Consider the following 18896-nt stretch of genomic DNA (forward strand, 5'->3'; position numbering starts at 1 on the left):
AACGGGCGGTAGAGGCTTGCATGGCAGGATCGCGGTTCAATTCCGCCAGGTCGCGGAGCGAGGAACCTTTGTCGCGCAGCATCGGACTTGCCCATATCACCCGTCATGATGACGGCACCTCGAGTGGTGTCTGGGGCATTTATACGCTGCAAAGCGCTTTTCAGCCGATCTTTGCCTTCAACGAGGGCAAGCTTTCGGTTGCCGCCTTCGAAGGGCTGATCCGTCCGTTTCGCGACGGCGAGCCGCAATCGCCGATGAGCTTTTTTTCGACCTGTCCGGCGGCCGACCGTCTGCATGTCGAGGCGCTGACCAGGACGCTGCATCTGCTCAATGCCGGCGCCTGCCTACCGCGAGAGGCGTCGATCTTCATCAATTTCGACCCGTCGGTGTTCACCGAGCGCGCTGTCGCCGACAATGCCTTGCGTGACATGCGGCTGGTGCTGCACGAAGCCGGCATCGATCCGGGCCGCGTCGTTTGCGAGGTGACGGAGCAGAGATCGGCATCGCAGGAAACCCTGCACGGCTTCGTCGCCGCGCTCAGGGCCAACGGCTTCCGGATTGCCGTCGACGACTATGGCGCCGACGATTCCGACATCACCCGCGTCAAGGAATTGCGCCCCGACATCGTCAAGTTCGATGCGCACTGGATCACGCAACTGATGGAATCGGGCGCCGGTTTCGCGCTGCTGACATCCATGGTGAGGAGCTTCGAGGACCAGGGCATCCGCACCGTGTTCGAAGGTATCGAGGAAGGCTGGCAACTGGAGCTGGCGGAACGATCGGGCGCCTCGATGGTCCAGGGCTATGTGCTGGCCCGCCCAGAACTGGCGCCGACGAGTTTCCGCGCTTTCGGCCAGGGCAGTCCCGAGCCGGTTCCTCCCCCGAGCCATGCGCCCGCTCCCCCCGCCGTCGCGCCGCGCACCGGGCGGCCCGCAAAAGCCTTCGGGCGCAAGGTGGCGCCATGAGCGTCGAGCGGCGGCGCACCGTCGGCGATGCGATCTTCGTCGACGAGATCGGCATCGAATGTGGCATCCATGGCGACTTCCGCCTGCGCAGCGCCTACCAGCCGATCTACGCCCCGCGCGGCGGCAGCTTGCATCCCGTGGCCGTCGAGGGCCTGATCGAACCGCACCGCGCCGGCCGGCCGGTGTCGCCGCGGGTGTTCTTCGACAGCGTCGCGGCTCCGGAGCGGCTGTACGTCGAAACAATGTGCCGGGTGCTGCATCTGAGGAATTTCCACAATATCGGGGTCGACGGGCTCGACCTGTTCTTCAATTACAATCCCCTGGTCAACGACCATGCTGGACGGGCGCTGGCCGAGATCCGGCTGATGAGCCGGCACCTCGATGAACTCGGCCTGGCACCGGCCATGCTGGTGTGTGAAATCACCGAGCAGGCGGCGGACGATGCGCTGCTGGCCAGGCTGGTGCGTGAAATGCGGCGCGACGGCATCCGCATCGCCATTGACGATTTCGGCACCGGCCATTCGACCGTGGAGCGGGTGAGCCTGCTTCAGCCCGACATCGTCAAGATCGATGGCGGCTGGTTCGCGGAATTCTGCCGCCACGCCGCCGCGGAACGCTTCTTCCGCCCGCTGGTGTCCAGCCTCCACGATCGCGGTGCCAAGGTGCTGGTCGAGGGCATCGAGCAGCCCACCCATTTGCGTGTCGCGCTCGAAGGCGGGGTCGATTTGCTGCAGGGCTTTCTGCTTGGGCGTCCGGCGCTGGCCGGCACCATCTTCAACGAAGAGCCGCTTGCCGTCGATGCGCTGCTGGGCTTCGACAACAAGGTCGTGCCATTGCATAAGCGGCGCTGATGGTCGCGCCAAAACAAATCATTGGTTGAGGATGGCGCCGCTGCGATAATCGGCTCGCAGAAGCAGCGCTCCGGGGAACCATGATGATACTTTACAGCATGATCGATAGCGGCAATTGCTACAAGCCGCGTTTGCTGATGGCCAAGCTCGGCCTGGCCTTCACCACTGTCGAGGTGAGTTCGCATACCGGCGATACGCGCAAGGCCGATTTCGTCGCCAAGAACCCGAACGCCATGGTGCCACTGCTGGAACTGGACGACGGCCGGCGGCTGGCAGAATCCAACGCCATCCTGCTCTATCTCGCCGAAGGCACACGCTTGCTGCCCGCGGACAAATATGAGCGCGGGCTCGCTTATCAGTGGCTGTTCTTCGAACAATACAGCCACGAGCCCTATATCGCCGTGCGCAAGGCGCTGCTGACCTTTCCGGAACGCGCAGCGGATGCCACGCCGGAGCGGCTGGCTGTGACGCTGGAGCGCGGCAACAAGGCGCTTGGCGTCATGAACACATATCTCGAAAACAACGCCTTCTTCGCCGGCCGCACATTCAGCATCGCCGACATCGCGCTCTATGCTTATACCCACACGGCGGAGCAGGGCGGGTTCCAACTCGACGCCTATCCGGCGGTGGTCGCCTGGCTCGGCCGCGTGGAGGCGGACCCGGGGCATGTGCCGATCGAATGGGTGGGGTAGGGCGGCCGGTAGTTGGCGAAAGCGGTGCCGTAGCGTCCTTCTCCCCGTCTCCATACGGGGAGAGATGGCGGCAGCCAGATGAGGGGCGGCGCCAGCCTTTCGGGGTAAGTTCAAAAAGGGGCAATTCCGAAACGTTGGCGCTGCCCCTCATCGCCCTGCCGGGCACTTCTCCCCGTATAGAGACGGGGCGAAGGACAGCAGCTTCGCCGCCTTCGCCAAACCCAGACAAATAAAAAGGCGGGATAAATCCCGCCTTCCCATTTCGGTAGCCTGATTGGGAGCGTCCGGTCCGGGCTGGCAGCTATCTGCTGTTCCAGCTTGTCGGGTCTTTCCGCTCCGGCGCGCTTCTCGCGCGACCGTCAGTACATCCGTGACTTGCCGGGCGCCCCGAACTCTCGTCCGGCGCGCGCCATTTTCAAAATCAGGCTGCCTTGCTCAGAGAACCAGCGGACGACTTGCCAGTGCGGCGGTCCTGCTCGATCTCGAAGTTGATCTTCTGGCCTTCGACCAGGGTCGACAGTCCAGCGCGCTCGACAGCCGAGATGTGGACGAAAACGTCCGCGCCGCCGCTGTCAGGCTGGATGAAGCCGAAACCCTTGGTGGCGTTGAACCACTTGACCGTTCCAGTTGCCATAAAAATAGTCCTTCACATTTGCTTTGGTATGACCGGACCGAAGTCCAGCCGGTGTGCATCGAGATTTTGGAGATAGACGTCAGCAAACGCGAAGATCGCGAGGCCCGGATCGATCGGCCGAAATATCAATGGGGCTGATATAGGCTGCTTTCGCACAAAAAACAAGACTGCGTGAAAACGTCGTGATCCGGGGCCGCCCAACGACCGCCCCAATCTGGTGAAACCGTGGCGCAAGATCGTGCCGTCCCGGGCGGCGGATCGAGGGGAGAGCGACCATGAAAACCATCCTGCTTGCCGCCTGCCTCACGCTGCTGGCCGCCCAGGCGCAGGCCATCTCGCGCTACGACCCCACACGTCTGAGCTGCGGCAAGGTCCAGTCGACGATCGCGCGCCAAGGTGCGGTTATTCTTCGCTATCAGTCGAAGCGGGTGCCGGGCCTGCCGCTCTATGACCGCTATGTGCAGAGCCAGCAGTTCTGCACCATGGGCGAGGTGCGGACACGCGCCTATGTGCCGAGCGCCGACACCAAGTCCTGCCCGGTGTACAACTGCAAGCGGCGGGACAATGAGCATTTCAGGCATCGATTCATCCGGCGCCATTAGCACCCGGGAGCGGCTTACTGCTCTCAGAAGCCGAAGGACACCTGCGCCGGCGGCGGCGGGCCGACATGCACGCCTTCCATGGCCAGCATCTTTTCCTTGGTGGTCGAGCCGCCGGGCGCCGAGAAGCCGCCGATCTTGCCGCCGGCGGCAAGGATGCGGTGGCACGGGATGACCAGCGGCACCGGATTGGCGCCAAGGGCCGCCCCTGTTTCGCGCGGCAGGCCGGCATGGCCGGCGCGCTTGGCGAGTTCGCCATAGGTGGTGGTTTCGCCATAGCTGAGCTTTCGTGCCGCGTCGTAGATGGCGAGGCGGAAATCGTCGACGCCGTCGAGGTCGACGGGAAAGCCGGTGAAATCGACGTCCTCGCCAGCGGCGTAAGCCTTCATCGAGGCGATCAGTTCGACCACCCATGATGGCTGGGCCGTGGAGGCGGAAATCCCGGCATGGCGCATCAGCCGCCGCTCCACCGCTTCGCGGCTGCGTTCGGGCAGGCAAAGCCGGATCAGGCCCTTTTCGCTCCAGGCGATGCCCATGAAACCGATCACTGTTTCTAACACTGCGTGGCCGGCCGTGATCGAAGATGTCGTTTCCATGCTGCACTCCTTTCCGCAAAGCGGCGAAATCCGGGATTCCTGCCGGTACATATCAGGAACAATATGGCATCGCTGCCTGCATCCCGCCACCCGAAAACCACCAGATGGCCCCGATTGCTACCCAGGAATCGCTGGTGTAAGGAAAATCTTAACACCCGACAAACCGGACACCGAACGCGGCTTGCCAGCAAAACAAACCCTTATCGCCATCGGCGTGATCGTGGCGGCTGCCGGCATCAGCGGCTGCACCTCGACCTCGCAGATGAAGGCCGCGCCGTCGCTGACCGAAACCGCGACCGTTGCCGGCAGCGATGCCGGCTTCACCATCCCCTTGCCGGAGACGGTTTCGGTGCTGCCGCAATCCTCCGGAATCAGCCCCGTCCAGACCACCGAGTCGACTCCAAGCGCGGGTGCACCGGCCCTCGATGCCGTCGCCCAGCCGGCCGCGGCCTTTGCCGGGGCGACCCCAACCGCGCCTGCCGTGCCCGCCGTGATGGCCGCCAATGCCTGGCAGGCGCCGGCCCCGGCGAAAGCCGGCCGACCGATCCAGTCGGCGGAGACCTATACGACCGCCGGGCTCATCGTGCCGGCGGTTGCCAAGGGCGGCCAGAAACTGCCTGGCGTGCAGCAGGTGGCCTATGTCGTGCCGCAGAACCCGGCTGCCCTGGTGCAGTTCCCGTCGGAGCCGGTCGAGCCGGAGCAGCATGCGACCGGCATGCGCGGCGACGTCGACCGGCTGATCGTCAAATACGCCGCCTTCTACCAGGTGCCGGTCGATCTGGTGCGCCATGTCGTCAACCGCGAAAGCACCTACAATCCCAAGGCCTACAATAACGGCCATTGGGGGCTGATGCAGATCAAGCACGCGACGGCGCGCGGCATGGGCTATGATGGGCCGGCCAAGGGCCTGTTCGACGCCGAGACCAACCTCAAATACGCGGTCAAATATCTGCGCGGCGCCTGGCTGGTGTCCAACGGCAACGCCAAGAAGGCCGACTGGCTCTACCAGACCGGCTATTATTTCGACGCCAAGCGCAAGGGCCTGCTCGAGGCGACCGGCCTCGGCGTCGACCGCAAGCGCGGGCGCCTTCAGCCCGACGCCTGAGCGCGATGCCCGAACCGCGCCCGCCGGCTCCGAACGACATCCGGCTGCGCAAGATCCTCGACGAGACACTCGTTCCACCGCATTGGCCGGACGGCTTCGTCATGCGCTCGTTCGAGCGCGGCGACGCGCTGCCCCTGCATGCGTTGCTGGGCGAAGTGTTCGACGACGGCGCGGACGGCCCCTTCGACGAATGGTGGCCGCGCATATCCGAAGACCCCGCATTCGACCCGGCGCTGTGTTTCCTCGTTATCGACGCCAAGGGCAGGCTGGCGGCGGCTGCATTGTGCTGGAGCTCGGCGTTCGTCAAGGATCTGGCCGTTCATGCAGAGGCGCGCGGCAAGGGTGTCGGTGAAGCGCTGATGTGGCACGCCTTCGCCATTTTTCGCGACCGGGGCGCCGCCCATGTCGACCTCAAGACCAATACGCTTGAGAACCCCGCCGCCGTGCGGCTTTACGAGCGGCTGGGCATGAGGCCCGTCGCCTGGGAAGGCTGACTGGCGGCGATGGCTGTTCGGGAACCCAAGGCGCTGCTCCGCATTCAATGAACGGTGGGGTCCTGACCGGCTGCCGGTGCCGTGCGCCGCCGGCTGCCAAGGGAGATCCACCGCGATGAAGCTTTTCCACGCATGGCTGGCGTTGAGCGTCGTCGTCGTGCTCGCGGCGGGTCCGGCGCGCGCGGTCGAGCTGTCGATCGTGTCGGGCGACACCGGCAACGGCCTCAAGGTGCTGCGCGAGATCCTCGACCGCTATGAGAAGGAGAGCGGCGACACGGTCACCATCGTCGCCATGCCGTCGTCCGGGACCGACCAGTTCGGCCAGTACAGGCTGTGGCTCGCCGCCGGCAACAGCGACGTCGACGTCTACCAGACCGATGTCATCTGGGCGCCGCAGCTCGCCAGCCAGTTCGTCGACCTGACCCAGGCGACCAGGGATGTCGTGGCCAAGCATTTCCCGTCGATCATCCAGTCGCAGACCGTCGACGGCAGGCTGGTGGCGCTGCCGATCTTCACCGATGCGCCGGCGCTCTATTACCGCAAGGACCTGCTCGACAAATACGGCGCCAAGGTGCCGGCCACCTGGAAGGAGCTGGGCGACACCGCCAGGCTGGTGATGGACAAGGAGCGGGCGTCGGGCAACAGGGATATCTGGGGTTTCGTCTTCCAGGGCAACGCCTATGAGGGGCTGACCTGCGACGCGTTCGAATGGGTGGTGTCGAATGGCGGCGGCCATATCGTCGAGCCGGATGGCGCGATTTCAATCAACAACCCCCAGGCGGCGGCCGCGCTCGACATGGCCAAGGCCTGGATCGGCACCATCGCCCCGCCCGGCGTGCTCGCCTACCAGGAAGAGGAGGCGCGCGGCGTGTGGCAGACCGGCAATGCGGTCTTCATGCGCAACTGGCCCTATGCCTATGCGCTGGGCAACAGCCAGGGGGCGCCGATCAGGGGCAAGTTCGATGTCACACCGCTGCCGGCGGGCACGGGCGAGGGCGCCCGGCCGGCCGCGACGCTCGGCGGCTGGAACCTCGCGGTCTCGAAATATTCCAAGCACCCGGATGCGGCGATCGAGCTGGTCAAGTTCATCGCCTCGCCGGCAATGCAGAAATACCGCACGCTCAAGACCGCCAACCTGCCGACCATCCAGGCGCTCTATGATGATGCCGACATCGCCCGGCAACAGCCCATCATTCCACACTGGAAAGAGGTCTTCCTCAATGCCGGGCCTCGGCCGTCGGCGGTGACCAGGAACAAGTACAACGAGGCGTCGAGCCAGTTCTGGAACGCCGTCCACAAGACCTTGTCCGGCGAGGGCAGTGCCGCCGACAATCTGGCCGATCTCGAAGCGACGCTGACCCGGCTGAAAGGCAGGGGCTGGTGAGCGCGCACCCGGCCGATGCGCGCCCTGGTTCGAGCCTGACGCGCCAGCGTGCGCGCTCGGCATGGCTGTTCCTGGCGCCGATGCTTGTGGTGCTCGCCGCCGCTGCCGGCTGGCCGCTGGCGCGCACGGTTTATTTCAGCTTCACCGATGCCTCGCTGTCAGATCTCGACGCCCGCCAATGGGTCGGCTTGGCCAACTATGTCTCGGTGCTGCGCATGCCGAGCGGGCGGGTCATCTACGACGGGCTGCTTCTCGACCCGGTCTGGTGGGGCGCCGTGTGGAACACCGTGCGGTTCGCGGTGGTTTCAGTGACCTGCGAGACGATCCTCGGCATGGTCGTCGCCCTGGTGCTCAATGCCGAATTCCCCGGCCGCGGCATCGTCAGGGCGGCGATCCTCATCCCCTGGGCGATCCCGACCATCGTCTCGGCGAAGATGTGGCAGTGGATGCTGAACGACCAGTTCGGCATCATCAATGTCGTGCTCGTCAACCTCGGGCTGATCGACCACAAGATCGCCTGGACCGCCAGCGCCGACACGGCGATGGCGGCGGTGCTGATCGTCGACATCTGGAAGACGACGCCGTTCATGGCGCTGCTGATCCTTGCCGCGCTGCAGATGCTGCCGCGCGAGATCATCGAGGTCGCCAGGCTGGACGGCGCCAATCCCTGGCAGATCTTCTGGCGGGTGACCTTGCCGCTGATCCGCCCGGCGGTGATGGTGGCGGTGATCTTCCGGGCGCTCGATGCGCTGCGCATCTTCGACCTGATCTATGTGCTGACGCCCAACAATGCGCACACCAAGTCGATGTCGGTGTTCGCCCGCGAGAACCTGTTCGAGTTCGACAAGTTCGCCTATGGCTCGGCCGCCTCGACCTTGCTCTTCCTCATCCTCGCTCTGCTCACCATGCTCACCATCCGCATCGGCCGGATAAGCCTGGACGGAGGCCGCTGAGATGTGGCTGCTGAAGCGCATAGGTTTTTATCTGCTGGTCGGAGCAATCGTGCTGATCGCGGTGTTCCCGTTCTATTACGCCATCGTCACCAGCCTGAAATCGGGGACCGAGCTGTTCCAGGCCGACCTGTGGCCGAAGGTGCCCAGCCTTGGCAATTATCGCAACGTGGTGGCCGAAGGCGCCTTCCTGCGCAACCTGCTGAACTCGCTGGTGGTTTCAGGCGCGGTGGTGGCGCTGTCGCTGTTCCTCGGCGTCACCGCGGCCTACGCGCTGGCGCGTATCCGTTTTCGCGGCCGCTCGGCATTGCTGTTCGCCATCCTGTCGGTCTCGATGTTTCCGCAGGTGGCGGTGCTGGCCGGGCTGTTCGAGCTGGTGCGGCTGTTCGGCCTCTACAATTCGCTCCTCGCGCTGATCTTCTCCTACATGATCTTCACGCTGCCGTTCACCGTCTGGGTGCTCACCGCTTTCGTGCGCGACCTGCCGGTGGAGGTCGAGGAGGCGGCGATCCTCGATGGCGCGACGCCGTGGATCATCATCACGCGCATCTTCCTGCCGCTGATGTGGCCGGCGCTGGCGACCACCGGGCTGCTGGCCTTCATCGGTGCCTGGAACGAGTTCCTGTTTGCGCTGACCTTCACCTCCAACGACGCGCGGCGGACCGTGCCGGTGGCGATCGCGCTGCTTTCGGGCAATTCGCAGTTCGAAATCCCCTGGGGCAACATCATGGCCGCCTCGGTGATCGTCACGGTGCCGCTGGTGGTGCTGGTGCTGATCTTCCAGCGCAAGATCGTCTCCGGCCTCACTGCCGGCGGCGTCAAGGGGTGAGGGGCGGTCGGCGTTCAGATATCGGGCGCGTTGCCGATTTTCTGCTTGATCTCCAGCGCCCAGGCGCGGCCCTCGTCGCCACCCCATAAGAGCCAGGCGATGGTGCCGGCCGAAGGGTTTTCTTCATTGCCGTAATTCTTGCCGCGCTTGTCGACCTCGTGGCGGGCGAAGTAGCTGACGATGCGGCGGATGGTGGAAGGTGCCAGCTTCTCCCGGTTCTTCAGCTCCGTCGCCCGCGCCACGCCGATCTCGGTGCCGCCACGGCCGAACTGCTTGCGCAGCCGCAGGCCCTTGGCGGCATTGTCGGCCACCACTTGCGGGCAGCGCAGGTCGATCTCGTCGGCTTCGTGCATTCTTCTCTCCACTCCTCAGCTGTAGCCGATAACGGGGATGTGGCAAGGCCGGGCCTGTCCCGATGCGAAATGTCGGGACCGGTTCCGGCCAAACGTCCTTGGGTCGCAGAGCAACCGCGCCGGGACGCCGGCGCGCGGAACCAAGGAGCCGATCATGATTCCAGATACCGCACCGCGCGCGAAAAGCTGCTGAAGAAGGAAATCGAGCTGCGCCGGGCCATGGAAGCCGTGGCCGAGGCGCGCCGCGCGCTGCCGCCGGGCGGGCTGGTGCCGCAGGACTATGTATTCGACGGCCTCGATGAAGCCGGCAAGCCCGCCAGGATAAAACTGTCGGAGCTGTTCGCGGCCGGCAAGAACACGCTGATCCTCTACAACATGATGTTCCCGCGCCATCCGCGGGAGACGCGCGACGTCGCGACCAGCGGCGGCACGGCAAAGCTCGCCCGGCCCGACCAGCCATGCCCGTCCTGCACCGCCCTGCTCGACCAGTTCGACGGCGCGGTCGGCCATCTCGAAGCGGCCGGCTTCAACTTCGCCGTGGTGGCCAGGACGGCGCTGGAAAACCTCGTCACGCTCGGCCGCGATCGCGGCTGGCGCAACATGCGGCTGGTGTCGTCGGCCAACAACAGCTTCAAGCGCGACTACAATGCCGAGGATGCGGACGGCGCGCAGATCCCGCTGCTGTCGGTGTTCCACCGCGACGCTGACGGCATCAGGCATTTCTGGTCGTCGGAACTCGGCTTCGCGCCGACCGAGCCCGGCCAGGACCCGCGCGCCATCGGCACCTGCGAGATCCTGTGGAACCTGATGGATTTCACGCCGGAAGGCCGGCCGAATTTCGGCGAGCAACTGCAATATGGCGAGGCGTGCTGCCACTGAAGCCGCTCGGTCCGCACGCTTCGTTCCGAGTGGCTCTTCAGCACATGGTCGCCATCGGCCTGTTCGATGAGGCAGGCGTGGTCGTCGGGGGATGCCTTGTGTTTGACCCGTGTCCTTGATCCGCGCTTCACGTGGCTGCCGAAGCTCTCGCTCAGGTCGGCCGGAACATCGGAACATCCGCTGCATTGATAGGAGACGGTTTGCGACCCCTTTCACGGATTAGACGTGCGCCCTGCAATCAAAGACGTATGGGACTTGGTGCGAGAAAGCGTGGTTGGCTTTGTCAACGACAATGCCCTTAGCCATGGCGCGGCAATGGCGTTTTATGCCGCCACGTCGCTGGCCCCGGTCCTGATAATCGTCGTCGCGATTGCCGGCATCGCTTTTGGTCATGACGCGGCACAGTTGGCCTTGTCTGCTCAGATATCGGGGCTGATGGGCCGGGAAAGCGCGGCGCTGCTTCAGACGGCGCTCGAAGGGGCATCCAGCAAATCATCGGGGACCCTGGCGGCCCTGATCGGCGTGGCCACGCTGCTCGTCACCGCCTCCGCGGTGTTTGGCGAGATGCAGCAGGCCCTGAATGCAATATGGAAGGTTGAAGCGAAAGGGGGTTCGCTGTCGCGTCTCTTGCGCGCGCGTGCGGCAAGTCTGGGCCTGGTCGCCGCCCTCGGCTTCATGTTGCTGGTATCCCTGGCGGCGAGCGCGGCGATCTCGGCTCTGGGCAGCGTGATCAGCGCTTATCTGCCGTTCGGCCAATTTGTTCTGAGCGCCATCAACACCCTGATTTCCTTTTCCCTGATCTCGGTGATGTTTGCCGCGATCTACAAAGTGCTGCCGGACCGTGCCTTGCAGTGGCGGGATGTCGGGATCGGTGCCGTGGTGACCGCCGCTCTGTTCACGTTGGGAAAGTCGCTTATCGGCTGGTATATCGGCACGAGTGCGATCGCATCGTCCTATGGTGCGGCCGGAGGGCTGCTCGTCATACTGCTCTGGGTCTATTATTCATCGGAAATCTTTCTGCTCGGTGCGGAGTTGACGCGCGCCTATTCCGTTCGACGGGGGAGCAGGTCCGACCTGGACGGTTTGGTTTAAAATGCTCCGGCTCCGGAAAGCCTTGTTCCAATGCGCCGAAGGCCCGGCTCTTCGGGCTTCGTCCCCTTGTTGGCGGTGGCGTGCGTGAGCGCGACGATGACAGCCTTTCTGCTGGGGCCTCGTCGTCCGTAGATCCTGCCGCGGTCGCAAGGCTGCTTTCCCTTCTACGGCGCGACGGGAAGGGACACGGCTGGCAACCTCGCCGCATCTGCGGCGTTGGACTCCTCGAGGGAACCATTCCGATCGGAGACGCCAGATGAAAATGCTCCTGACCATGGCCGCCGTCGCGCTGACCGCCGTCGCGCCCGCCGCCCTTGCCCAGACGAACGGCACCAACTCGAACGCGGTCGCGCCCATGTTGCCCGACAGCAAGGTCGACACCCCGACCTTTGTCGCCACAGTGCCCAGTGCCAATGAATTCGAGATCCAGTCGAGCCAGCTGGCAGAACAGAAATCCGCCTCGGCGGACGTCAAGGCCTTCGCCGGCCAGATGATCAAGGACCACACCAAGGCCGGCGAGGACTTCAAGCAGGCGCTGAGCAAGGGGCAGACCACCGCCTCGATCAAGCCCGCCGGACCCGCGCTGCAGCCCAAGGACCAGCAGATGCTGGACCAGCTGAAAGCCGCCAGCGGCAAGGCGTTCGATGAAAAATACGTCATGATGCAGACCGAGGCCCACAAGCAGGCGGTGGCCCTGTTCAGCACCTATGCGAAATCGGGCGACGACCCCGCGCTGAAGGAATTCGCCAAGAAGACGCTGCCAACGCTGAAGATGCACGAGAAGCACGTGAAAGAGCTCGGCGCGGCGCATTAGGGGGCGGTGGCCAGGGCGAGAACGGTTCGAGATCCGCGCTCTACGGCGCCCCCCTCTGTCCTGCCGGACATCTCCCCCTCAAGTGGGGAGATTGGCGGCTTCGGCGCCGGCTCTCTTCCTGGCGCTGTTGAAAATTGGCGAAAGCAGCGACAACAGCCAATCTCCCCCCAAAGAGGGGGAGATGTCCGGCAGGACAGAGGGGGGCGCCTAGGGCGCTACGTCGGATACGCCCAGGCAAAACGCGCAACTTGGCCCTGTGCCTCCACCGGCCATGCGCTACACTGCCGCCTCACCTCGGGAGCACCCCATGCCCAAGATCGACCTCGCATCCGTGCCCGGGCGCAAGGGCTCGGGCTACCCCGCACCCTTCGACGCCCCTTGCGCCGACCGCACGCGCCGGCGCCTTGGCGATGCCGGCGGGCTTACCGATTTCGGCGTCAACCTGACGACATTGCCACCCGGCGGCTGGTCGAGCCAGCGTCACTGGCACAGCCACGAGGACGAGTTCGTCTATGTGCTGGAAGGCGAACTGGTGCTGGTCGAGGATGGCGCGGAGACGCTGCTCAAGGCCGGTGACAGTGCTGCCTTCGCCAAGAACAGCGGCAACGGCCATCACATGATCAACCGCGCGTCGGTCACGGCGCGCTACCTGGAAGTCGGCTCGCGCTCTCCGGACGATGTCATCACCTGCTCCGACATCGACATGATGAGCCCGAGTTCGGACGGGCGCTTCCTGCACAAGGACGGCACGCCTTATCCGGGGCAGGGGTGAGGGCAATCGCATAGGGCGGCGCTAGCCCCCTCTCCGTCCGCGTAGCGGACGGAGAGGGGAGCGCCCTATGCGATTAGCTTGGGCAGGGGTGACGCCTGGACCACATCCCGCCGCTGGCGTTCGCCCGGCAGCCCGCTAAGCTCCCTGCCAACCCAGGGAGCACCACCATGAAAAAAGAAGTCATCGAAGTGCCCGTCATGTCGGACAAGGTGCGGGCGCTCGGCCTGCCCTGTTCGACGGCGGTGAAGGCCAACGGCTTCGTGTTCATCTCGGCGACGCCGCCGGTGGATATGGTGACCGGCGAGATGGTGCGCGGCGACATCGAGGTCCAGACCGAGGCCTCGCTGAAGGCGCTCAAACATTGCCTGGAAGCGGCCGGCACCTCGCTGGAAAACGTGGTGATGGTGCGCATCTACGCCGTCAATTCCGGCTTCTACTCCGCGATAAACAGGGTGTATGCCCGGTATTTCAGCGTGAACCCGCCAGCAAGGAGCTTTGTGCCGGTGGCTTCGTGGCCGATGGAGTTTGATGTTGAGATTGAGTGCGTGGCGGTGGCGTGAGGGAGCGTCTTAGAGGTCAAGCCTGCAAGAGGCGCTTTTGATAGAATTAGCGGCAATGCCTGCTGGCATCTGACGCGTAGTAGCGATAGTTTCGTCTACCGATGTTGCTCCGTAGCATCGGGTCACTGCGAATTGCAGCAGGCTTATGATATTTGGTGAGCAATTGATTTTGAAATCGCATGGCGCCATGCGTCAGAACGTCGATCCTCGTTTGGCACCGGGCGCGACCCCTGTGCGTCGTACGGATGTGTACTTCTCGGCAGACGTTGAAACGGATGGGCCTATACCTGGCCCGTTTTCGATGCTGTCATTCGCAATCGTGTATGCCGGCAAGTATGATGGAGAGCGTTTCGAGAGGCCTTCTGAGTACAATCAAGTATTCTACAGGGAATTGTCTCCTATTTCGACAGAATTCCAAGCAGAGGCTTTGAATGTCAATGGCCTAGATAGAGATGATCTCGTTCTAAACGGCTCTGATCCGATCCATTCGATGACCGAAGCCTTTGAGTGGATAAAAATTATTTCAGGCGACTCCTACCCAGTCCTGGTCGCGTATCCTCTAAGTTTCGACTGGAATTGGCTTTACTGGTATTTTATGAGATTTGGTCGATACGGCTCGCCATTCGATTATTCTCGTTGCTTTGACATCAAAACTGCTTTTGCCGTTAAATCTGCGATTCCCATTGCGGAGGCGGGTAGATCTCATCTACCTATCAATCTGGCGTCGACCAAAAAACATACCCATCATGCGATTGATGACGCCATTGAGCAGGCGGAGATATTTGCCAACGTATTCGAGTGGGAGGGGATAAATGGGAGCAATCGACGATAGGAAGGAATACTCTCTTCGGCGTATGGGGGACTTGAAACAGGCCCTTTTGGGCGCAAGGAAGATAACTGGTACGAAAGCTTGTGTATTTGCTAGCGGCTCCTTCGGGAGACTCGAAGCAAGCGAGCACAGTGACTTAGATCCGTGCATCGTAGCGTTGAGTACTAGGAAAAAAGGGAGCAAGCTTTCCCTTCTCCAAGAGATAAGGCTAAAGTCAGAAATAATTCTGGCGGTTGAACGCTTGGGTCTTAAAGAAATTGATGGTGATGGAAAATACATCGGCCAATTCACAGATCGAAGCTTGGTAGATGAAATTGGGTCTCCGATCGACGACTCCAACAATACCTTCACCACGCGCCTACTTATGCTTCTAGAGGCGAAACCGTTAACGAATGAAGATATATTTAATAAGGTAAGGAGAGATATTGTAGAAGCCTACTGGGTAGATTTCGATCGATATCAGAACAAGTTTGTTCCAGCATATTTCACAAACGATATTATCCGACTCTGGCGAACATTTTGCGTCAACTATGAGGCTAGGACAAGAAAACTCGTTGGAGATCTTAGAATAAAAAAGAAGGTCAAGAATTATAAACTGAAGCATAGCAGAATACTAACCTGCTACTCGGCTATATTATACCTTCTTTCGATTTACAGCACGAATGGGACGGTCACTCAGTCTAATGCAATTGAGATGTGCGCAATGACTCCAATGGAGAGGTTGTTTTCATTGAGAGGCAATTCTGACATCTCCCATGCCCGGGGGACGATTGATAATCTGATAGAAATGTACGATCGATTTTTGCATACGGCGAGCCAAGAGACTGCTAGGCTTGAGCAGCAAATTCAGGACAATAAAGGCTATATGCGTGATGACTACAAATTTGGTCAAGAAATGTTCAATGCGATAAACAGTATTGGCGGCGGGAATGAGTTTCATCGTCTGATTATCGTCTGACGCCGCCTCAATAGACACGCCATATCCCTACGCAAAATACTCCTGCAGCGGCCTGACCTCCAAACTCCCCGCCTTCAACGCCGCGATCGCTTCCGCCACAGCGGCCGCTCCCGACAGCGTTGTGTAGTACGGCACCTTCTGCATCAGCGTTGCCCGCCGCAGCGATTTGGAGTCCGACACCGCCTTCTGGCCGTCCGTCGTGTTGAAGACGATCTGGACCTGGCGGTTGCGGATGGCGTCTTCGATGTGGGGGCGGCCTTCCAGGACCTTGTTGATCTTCTGGGCGTCGACGCCGTTTTCGGCGAGGAAGCGCTGCGTGCCCGAGGTCGCCAGCACCTTGAAGCCGAGGCCGGCGAGGCGCTTGACCGCCGGCAGGATGCCTTTCTTGTCCTCGTCGCGCACCGAGACGAACAGCGTGCCGGAGCGGGGCAGGTCGACGCCGGCTCCGAGCTGGCTCTTGGCGAAGGCCAGCGCGAAATCGCGGTCGAGGCCCATGACCTCGCCCGTGGAGCGCATTTCCGGGCCGAGCAATATGTCGACGCCGGGGAAACGGGCGAAGGGGAAGACGGCTTCCTTGACCGCGATGTGGCCGGGATTCCTGGGGTCGGGCATGGCCCCGTAATGGGCGAAGGCGTCTTCCAGCGTCTCGCCGGCCATGATGCGGGCGGCGATTTTGGCGATCGGACGGCCGATGGTCTTGGCGACGAAGGGGACGGTGCGCGACGCGCGCGGGTTGACCTCCAGCACATAGACCGTGCCGTCCTTGATCGCGTATTGCACGTTCATCAGCCCGCCGACATTGAGCGCGCGGGCGAGCGCCGCCGTCTGCCGCTCGAGCTCGTCGACGAGGTCCGACGGCAGCGAATGAACCGGCAGCGAGCAGGCACTGTCGCCCGAATGGATGCCGGCCTCCTCGATGTGTTCGAGAATGCCCGACACGAAGGTCGCCTTGCCGTCGCAGAGGCAGTCGACATCGACCTCGATGGCGCCGGAGAGGTAGGTGTCGAACAGCAGCGGGTTCTTGCCCAACAGCGTGTTGATCTGGCCGGTCTTGTCGTTGGGGTATTTCTGCTTGATGTCCTCCGGCACCAGGCCGGGCACGGTGTCGAGCAAATAGGACTGCAGCATGCCCTCGTCATGGATGATCTGCATGGCGCGGCCGCCGAGCACATAGGAGGGGCGCACCACCAGCGGGAAGCCGAGCTCGCCGGCGACGAGGCGGGCCTGCTCGACCGAATAGGCGATGCCGTTCTTCGGCTGGCTGAGGTTGAGCTTGTGCAGCAGTTTCTGGAAGCGGTCGCGGTCTTCGGCCAGATCGATCATGTCGGGCGAGGTGCCGAGGATCGGAATGCCTGCCTTCTCCAGCGCGTCGGCCAGCTTCAGCGGCGTCTGGCCGCCGAACTGGACGATGACGCCGACCAGTTCGCCCGAGGCCTGCTCGGCGCGCAGGATCTCCAGCACGTCCTCCGCCGTCAGCGGCTCGAAATAGAGCCGGTCCGACGTGTCGTAATCGGTCGACACGGTTTCGGGGTTGCAGTTGATCATGATCGCTTCATAGCCGGCGTCGCGCAGAGCGAAGGCGGCGTGGCAGCAGCAATAGTCGAACTCGATGCCCTGGCCGATGCGGTTCGGTCCGCCGCCGAGAATGACGACCTTCTTGCGCGCCGAGACCTGCGCCTCGTTGGCGAGCGCGCCGGCGAAGGGCACTTCGTAGGTCGAGTACATGTAGGCGGTGGGCGAGGCGAATTCGGCCGCGCAGGTGTCGATGCGCTTGTAAACCGGATGAACGTCGAGCTTTTCGCGAGTCTTCTGAACGACTTCGGCGTCGGTCTTCGTCAGCGAGGCGAGGCGGGCGTCGGAGAAGCCCATCGCCTTCAGCATGCGCAGATTGACGGCATCGCCCGGAATGCCGTGCTCGCGGATGCGGGCTTCCATGGCGACGATGCCGGCGATCTGTTCGAGAAACCACGGGTCGATCTTGCACATGGCGTGCACGTCTTCCAGCGACGTGCCCATGCGGATCGCCTGCGCCACCATGCGCAGCCGGTCGGGCGTCGGCGTGCCCAAGGCGGCGCGGATGGCGTTGCGGTCGTCGGCGCTGTTGGTTGCGCCAAGGCCGGGGATCTCGATCTCGTCCAGGCCGGTGAGGCCGGTCTCGAGACCGCGCAGCGCCTTCTGCAAAGACTCCTGGAAGGTGCGGCCGATGGCCATGACTTCGCCGACCGACTTCATGGCCGTGGTCAGCACCGGCTCGGCGCCGGGGAACTTTTCGAAGGCAAAGCGCGGGATCTTGGTCACGACATAGTCGATCGACGGCTCGAACGAGGCGGGCGTGGCGCCGCCGGTGATGTCGTTCTCCAGCTCGTCCAGCGTGTAGCCGACGGCTAGCTTGGCGGCGATCTTGGCGATCGGGAAGCCGGTCGCCTTGGAGGCGAGCGCGGACGAGCGCGAGACGCGCGGGTTCATCTCGATGACGACGAGACGGCCATCGGCCGGGTTGACGGCGAACTGCACGTTGGAGCCGCCGGTCTCGACGCCGATCTCGCGCAGCACCGCGATCGAGGCGTTGCGCATCATCTGGTATTCCTTGTCGGTCAAGGTCAGCGCCGGGGCGACGGTGATGCTGTCGCCCGTGTGCACGCCCATCGGGTCGATGTTCTCGATCGAGCAGACGATGATGCAATTGTCCGCTCTGTCGCGGACGACCTCCATCTCATACTCCTTCCAGCCGAGCACGCTCTCCTCGATCAGCACTTCGGTGGTCGGCGAGGCGTCGAGGCCGGACTGGACGATGTCGTAGAATTCGGCCCTGTTGTAGGCGATGCCGCCGCCGGTGCCGCCCATGGTGAAGGACGGGCGGATGATGGCTGGCAGGCCGACATGGTCGAGCGCCTGGGCGGCGATCGCCATGCCATGGCTGATGTAGCGCTGCTTGCGGTCGCCTTCGCCGAGGTTCCAGCGGGTTTCCAGCGCATCGAGTTCGGCGTCCAGATTGTCCGGCTTCTCGGCCTTCAGCGCGGCGCGCTCGGCCTCATGCGTCTTGCGGTCGGCGTTCTTGACGTCGGTGGCGTTGGCCAGCATCGACTTCGGCGTCTCCAACCCGATCGTCTTCATCGCCTCGCGAAACAGCGCGCGGTCCTCGGCCTTGTCGATGGCATGCGCGTCGGCGCCGATCATCTCTACTTGATAGCGCTCCAGCACGCCCATGCGGCGCAGCGACAAAGCGGTGTTGAGCGCGGTTTGGCCGCCCATGGTCGGCAGCAGCGCGTCGGGCCGCTCCTTGGCGATGATCTTGGCGACCACTTCTGGGGTGATCGGCTCGATATAGGTGGCGTCGGCCAGTTCCGGGTCGGTCATGATGGTGGCCGGGTTGGAATTGACCAGGATGACGCGAAAGCCCTCTTCCTTCAGCGCCTTGCAAGCCTGGGTGCCGGAATAGTCGAATTCGCAGGCCTGGCCGATGACTATGGGGCCGGCCCCGATGATCAGGATCGACTTGATGTCGGTGCGTCTGGGCATGTCTATGAATTCCGTTCGGCA

General features: G+C 63.1%; 20 protein-coding genes. 16 read left to right on the forward strand and 4 right to left on the reverse strand.

Annotated elements, in window-relative coordinates:
- Positions 1 to 68: 68 nt before the first annotated feature.
- The 3 genes from FJ954_RS28180 to FJ954_RS28190 all read left to right on the forward strand — a co-directional run bounded on the left by FJ954_RS28180 (position 69) and on the right by FJ954_RS28190 (position 2508).
- Positions 69 to 965: an EAL domain-containing protein gene (locus FJ954_RS28180; protein WP_140664967.1), complete on the forward strand. Its 897-nt coding sequence runs from the start codon at positions 69 to 71 to the stop codon at positions 963 to 965.
- Entirely contained in the window at positions 962 to 1816 is an 855-nt protein-coding gene (locus FJ954_RS28185) for an EAL domain-containing protein (RefSeq protein WP_015316172.1), read from the forward strand. Before FJ954_RS28180 ends, FJ954_RS28185 begins: the two co-directional genes overlap by 4 nt.
- Before the next feature lie 83 nt (positions 1817 to 1899).
- Entirely contained in the window at positions 1900 to 2508 is a 609-nt protein-coding gene (locus FJ954_RS28190) for a glutathione S-transferase family protein (protein ID WP_015316173.1), read from the forward strand.
- 421 nt (positions 2509 to 2929) lie between these two features.
- Here the strand turns inward: FJ954_RS28190 and FJ954_RS28195 are convergent, their stop codons facing one another.
- The gene (locus FJ954_RS28195) at positions 2930 to 3142 is read right to left on the reverse strand and encodes a cold-shock protein (RefSeq protein WP_015316174.1); all 213 of its coding nucleotides are present in this window, start codon (positions 3140 to 3142) and stop codon (positions 2930 to 2932) included.
- Positions 3143 to 3417: 275 nt separating this feature from the next.
- Between FJ954_RS28195 and FJ954_RS28200 the strand changes: the two genes are divergently transcribed.
- The gene (locus tag FJ954_RS28200; RefSeq protein WP_140664970.1) at positions 3418 to 3744 is read left to right on the forward strand and encodes a hypothetical protein; all 327 of its coding nucleotides are present in this window, start codon (positions 3418 to 3420) and stop codon (positions 3742 to 3744) included.
- A gap of 23 nt (positions 3745 to 3767) precedes the next feature.
- On the opposite strand, the gene FJ954_RS28205 is transcribed toward FJ954_RS28200, so the two are convergent.
- Positions 3768 to 4337 (reverse strand): methylated-DNA--[protein]-cysteine S-methyltransferase, encoded by a 570-nt coding sequence (locus FJ954_RS28205; RefSeq protein ID WP_140664973.1) that lies wholly within the window; start codon positions 4335 to 4337, stop codon positions 3768 to 3770.
- 181 nt (positions 4338 to 4518) lie between these two features.
- Here FJ954_RS28205 and FJ954_RS28210 point away from each other — a divergent pair, with 181 nt between their 5' ends.
- From FJ954_RS28210 to FJ954_RS28230, 5 genes are all read left to right on the forward strand, one after another.
- Positions 4519 to 5442, forward strand: a complete 924-nt coding sequence (locus tag FJ954_RS28210) for a lytic transglycosylase domain-containing protein (RefSeq protein WP_140664976.1) — start codon at positions 4519 to 4521, stop codon at positions 5440 to 5442.
- Between the two features lie 5 nt (positions 5443 to 5447).
- Entirely contained in the window at positions 5448 to 5936 is a 489-nt protein-coding gene (locus FJ954_RS28215) for a GNAT family N-acetyltransferase (protein ID WP_140664979.1), read from the forward strand.
- A 115-nt stretch (positions 5937 to 6051) separates the two neighbouring features.
- Positions 6052 to 7320 carry an ABC transporter substrate-binding protein gene (locus FJ954_RS28220; RefSeq protein WP_140664981.1) on the forward strand — a complete coding sequence of 423 codons (1269 nt, stop codon included), beginning with the start codon at positions 6052 to 6054 and terminating at the stop codon, positions 7318 to 7320.
- Positions 7317 to 8273, forward strand: coding sequence for a sugar ABC transporter permease (locus FJ954_RS28225; RefSeq protein WP_181177935.1), 957 nt, complete (start codon positions 7317 to 7319; stop codon positions 8271 to 8273). Before FJ954_RS28220 ends, FJ954_RS28225 begins: the two co-directional genes overlap by 4 nt.
- A gap of 1 nt (position 8274) precedes the next feature.
- Complete coding sequence (locus FJ954_RS28230) at positions 8275 to 9099, forward strand: carbohydrate ABC transporter permease (protein ID WP_140664987.1); 825 nt, start codon at positions 8275 to 8277, stop codon at positions 9097 to 9099.
- A 14-nt stretch (positions 9100 to 9113) separates the two neighbouring features.
- Here the strand turns inward: FJ954_RS28230 and FJ954_RS28235 are convergent, their stop codons facing one another.
- The gene (locus FJ954_RS28235; protein ID WP_140664989.1) at positions 9114 to 9452 is read right to left on the reverse strand and encodes a hypothetical protein; all 339 of its coding nucleotides are present in this window, start codon (positions 9450 to 9452) and stop codon (positions 9114 to 9116) included.
- Between the two features lie 69 nt (positions 9453 to 9521).
- On the opposite strand from FJ954_RS28235, the gene FJ954_RS28240 reads away from it, so the two are divergent.
- The 7 genes from FJ954_RS28240 (at position 9522) to FJ954_RS28275 (ending at position 15356) form a co-directional block, all read left to right on the forward strand.
- On the forward strand, positions 9522 to 10331 hold the full coding sequence (locus tag FJ954_RS28240; protein WP_246681165.1) for a DUF899 family protein: 810 nt from the start codon (positions 9522 to 9524) through the stop codon (positions 10329 to 10331).
- A gap of 225 nt (positions 10332 to 10556) precedes the next feature.
- On the forward strand, positions 10557 to 11423 hold the full coding sequence (locus FJ954_RS28245; protein WP_348641145.1) for a YihY/virulence factor BrkB family protein: 867 nt from the start codon (positions 10557 to 10559) through the stop codon (positions 11421 to 11423).
- 256 nt (positions 11424 to 11679) lie between these two features.
- Positions 11680 to 12237, forward strand: a complete 558-nt coding sequence (locus tag FJ954_RS28250) for a DUF4142 domain-containing protein (RefSeq protein ID WP_140664992.1) — start codon at positions 11680 to 11682, stop codon at positions 12235 to 12237.
- 307 nt (positions 12238 to 12544) lie between these two features.
- Entirely contained in the window at positions 12545 to 13009 is a 465-nt protein-coding gene (locus FJ954_RS28260) for a cupin domain-containing protein (protein WP_140664995.1), read from the forward strand.
- A 167-nt stretch (positions 13010 to 13176) separates the two neighbouring features.
- Positions 13177 to 13569 (forward strand): RidA family protein, encoded by a 393-nt coding sequence (locus FJ954_RS28265; RefSeq protein WP_140664998.1) that lies wholly within the window; start codon positions 13177 to 13179, stop codon positions 13567 to 13569.
- 145 nt (positions 13570 to 13714) lie between these two features.
- Positions 13715 to 14401, forward strand: a complete 687-nt coding sequence (locus FJ954_RS28270; protein WP_210243333.1) for an exonuclease — start codon at positions 13715 to 13717, stop codon at positions 14399 to 14401.
- The gene (locus FJ954_RS28275) at positions 14382 to 15356 is read left to right on the forward strand and encodes a hypothetical protein (RefSeq protein ID WP_140665001.1); all 975 of its coding nucleotides are present in this window, start codon (positions 14382 to 14384) and stop codon (positions 15354 to 15356) included. The genes FJ954_RS28270 and FJ954_RS28275 overlap by 20 nt, the downstream gene beginning before the upstream one ends.
- A gap of 27 nt (positions 15357 to 15383) precedes the next feature.
- Here the strand turns inward: FJ954_RS28275 and carB are convergent, their stop codons facing one another.
- Entirely contained in the window at positions 15384 to 18875 is a 3492-nt protein-coding gene (gene carB / locus FJ954_RS28280) for a carbamoyl-phosphate synthase large subunit (protein ID WP_140665004.1), read from the reverse strand.
- Positions 18876 to 18896: the final 21 nt, after the last annotated feature.

It is taken from the genome of Mesorhizobium sp. B2-3-15 (assembly GCF_006442875.1).
In the GTDB taxonomy this organism is placed as follows: domain Bacteria; phylum Pseudomonadota; class Alphaproteobacteria; order Rhizobiales; family Rhizobiaceae; genus Mesorhizobium; species Mesorhizobium australicum.

Bases quoted from the DNA above. Each gene is read 5' to 3' on its own strand.
- FJ954_RS28190 (WP_015316173.1), top strand. From the start codon at position 1,900: ATGATACTTTACAGCATGATCGATAGCGGCAATTGCTACAAGCCGCGT.
- FJ954_RS28230 (WP_140664987.1), top strand. From the start codon at position 8,275: ATGTGGCTGCTGAAGCGCATAGGTTTTTATCTGCTGGTCGGAGCAATC.
- FJ954_RS28200 (WP_140664970.1), top strand. From the start codon at position 3,418: ATGAAAACCATCCTGCTTGCCGCCTGCCTCACGCTGCTGGCCGCCCAG.
- FJ954_RS28235 (WP_140664989.1), bottom strand. From the start codon at position 9,452: ATGCACGAAGCCGACGAGATCGACCTGCGCTGCCCGCAAGTGGTGGCC.
- FJ954_RS28260 (WP_140664995.1), top strand. From the start codon at position 12,545: ATGCCCAAGATCGACCTCGCATCCGTGCCCGGGCGCAAGGGCTCGGGC.
- FJ954_RS28240 (WP_246681165.1), top strand. From the start codon at position 9,522: ATGTCGGGACCGGTTCCGGCCAAACGTCCTTGGGTCGCAGAGCAACCG.
- FJ954_RS28275 (WP_140665001.1), top strand. From the start codon at position 14,382: ATGGGAGCAATCGACGATAGGAAGGAATACTCTCTTCGGCGTATGGGG.
- FJ954_RS28215 (WP_140664979.1), top strand. From the start codon at position 5,448: ATGCCCGAACCGCGCCCGCCGGCTCCGAACGACATCCGGCTGCGCAAG.
- FJ954_RS28270 (WP_210243333.1), top strand. From the start codon at position 13,715: ATGATATTTGGTGAGCAATTGATTTTGAAATCGCATGGCGCCATGCGT.
- FJ954_RS28195 (WP_015316174.1), bottom strand. From the start codon at position 3,142: ATGGCAACTGGAACGGTCAAGTGGTTCAACGCCACCAAGGGTTTCGGC.
- FJ954_RS28205 (WP_140664973.1), bottom strand. From the start codon at position 4,337: ATGGAAACGACATCTTCGATCACGGCCGGCCACGCAGTGTTAGAAACA.
- FJ954_RS28185 (WP_015316172.1), top strand. From the start codon at position 962: ATGAGCGTCGAGCGGCGGCGCACCGTCGGCGATGCGATCTTCGTCGAC.
- FJ954_RS28220 (WP_140664981.1), top strand. From the start codon at position 6,052: ATGAAGCTTTTCCACGCATGGCTGGCGTTGAGCGTCGTCGTCGTGCTC.
- FJ954_RS28265 (WP_140664998.1), top strand. From the start codon at position 13,177: ATGAAAAAAGAAGTCATCGAAGTGCCCGTCATGTCGGACAAGGTGCGG.
- FJ954_RS28250 (WP_140664992.1), top strand. From the start codon at position 11,680: ATGAAAATGCTCCTGACCATGGCCGCCGTCGCGCTGACCGCCGTCGCG.
- carB (WP_140665004.1), bottom strand. From the start codon at position 18,875: ATGCCCAGACGCACCGACATCAAGTCGATCCTGATCATCGGGGCCGGC.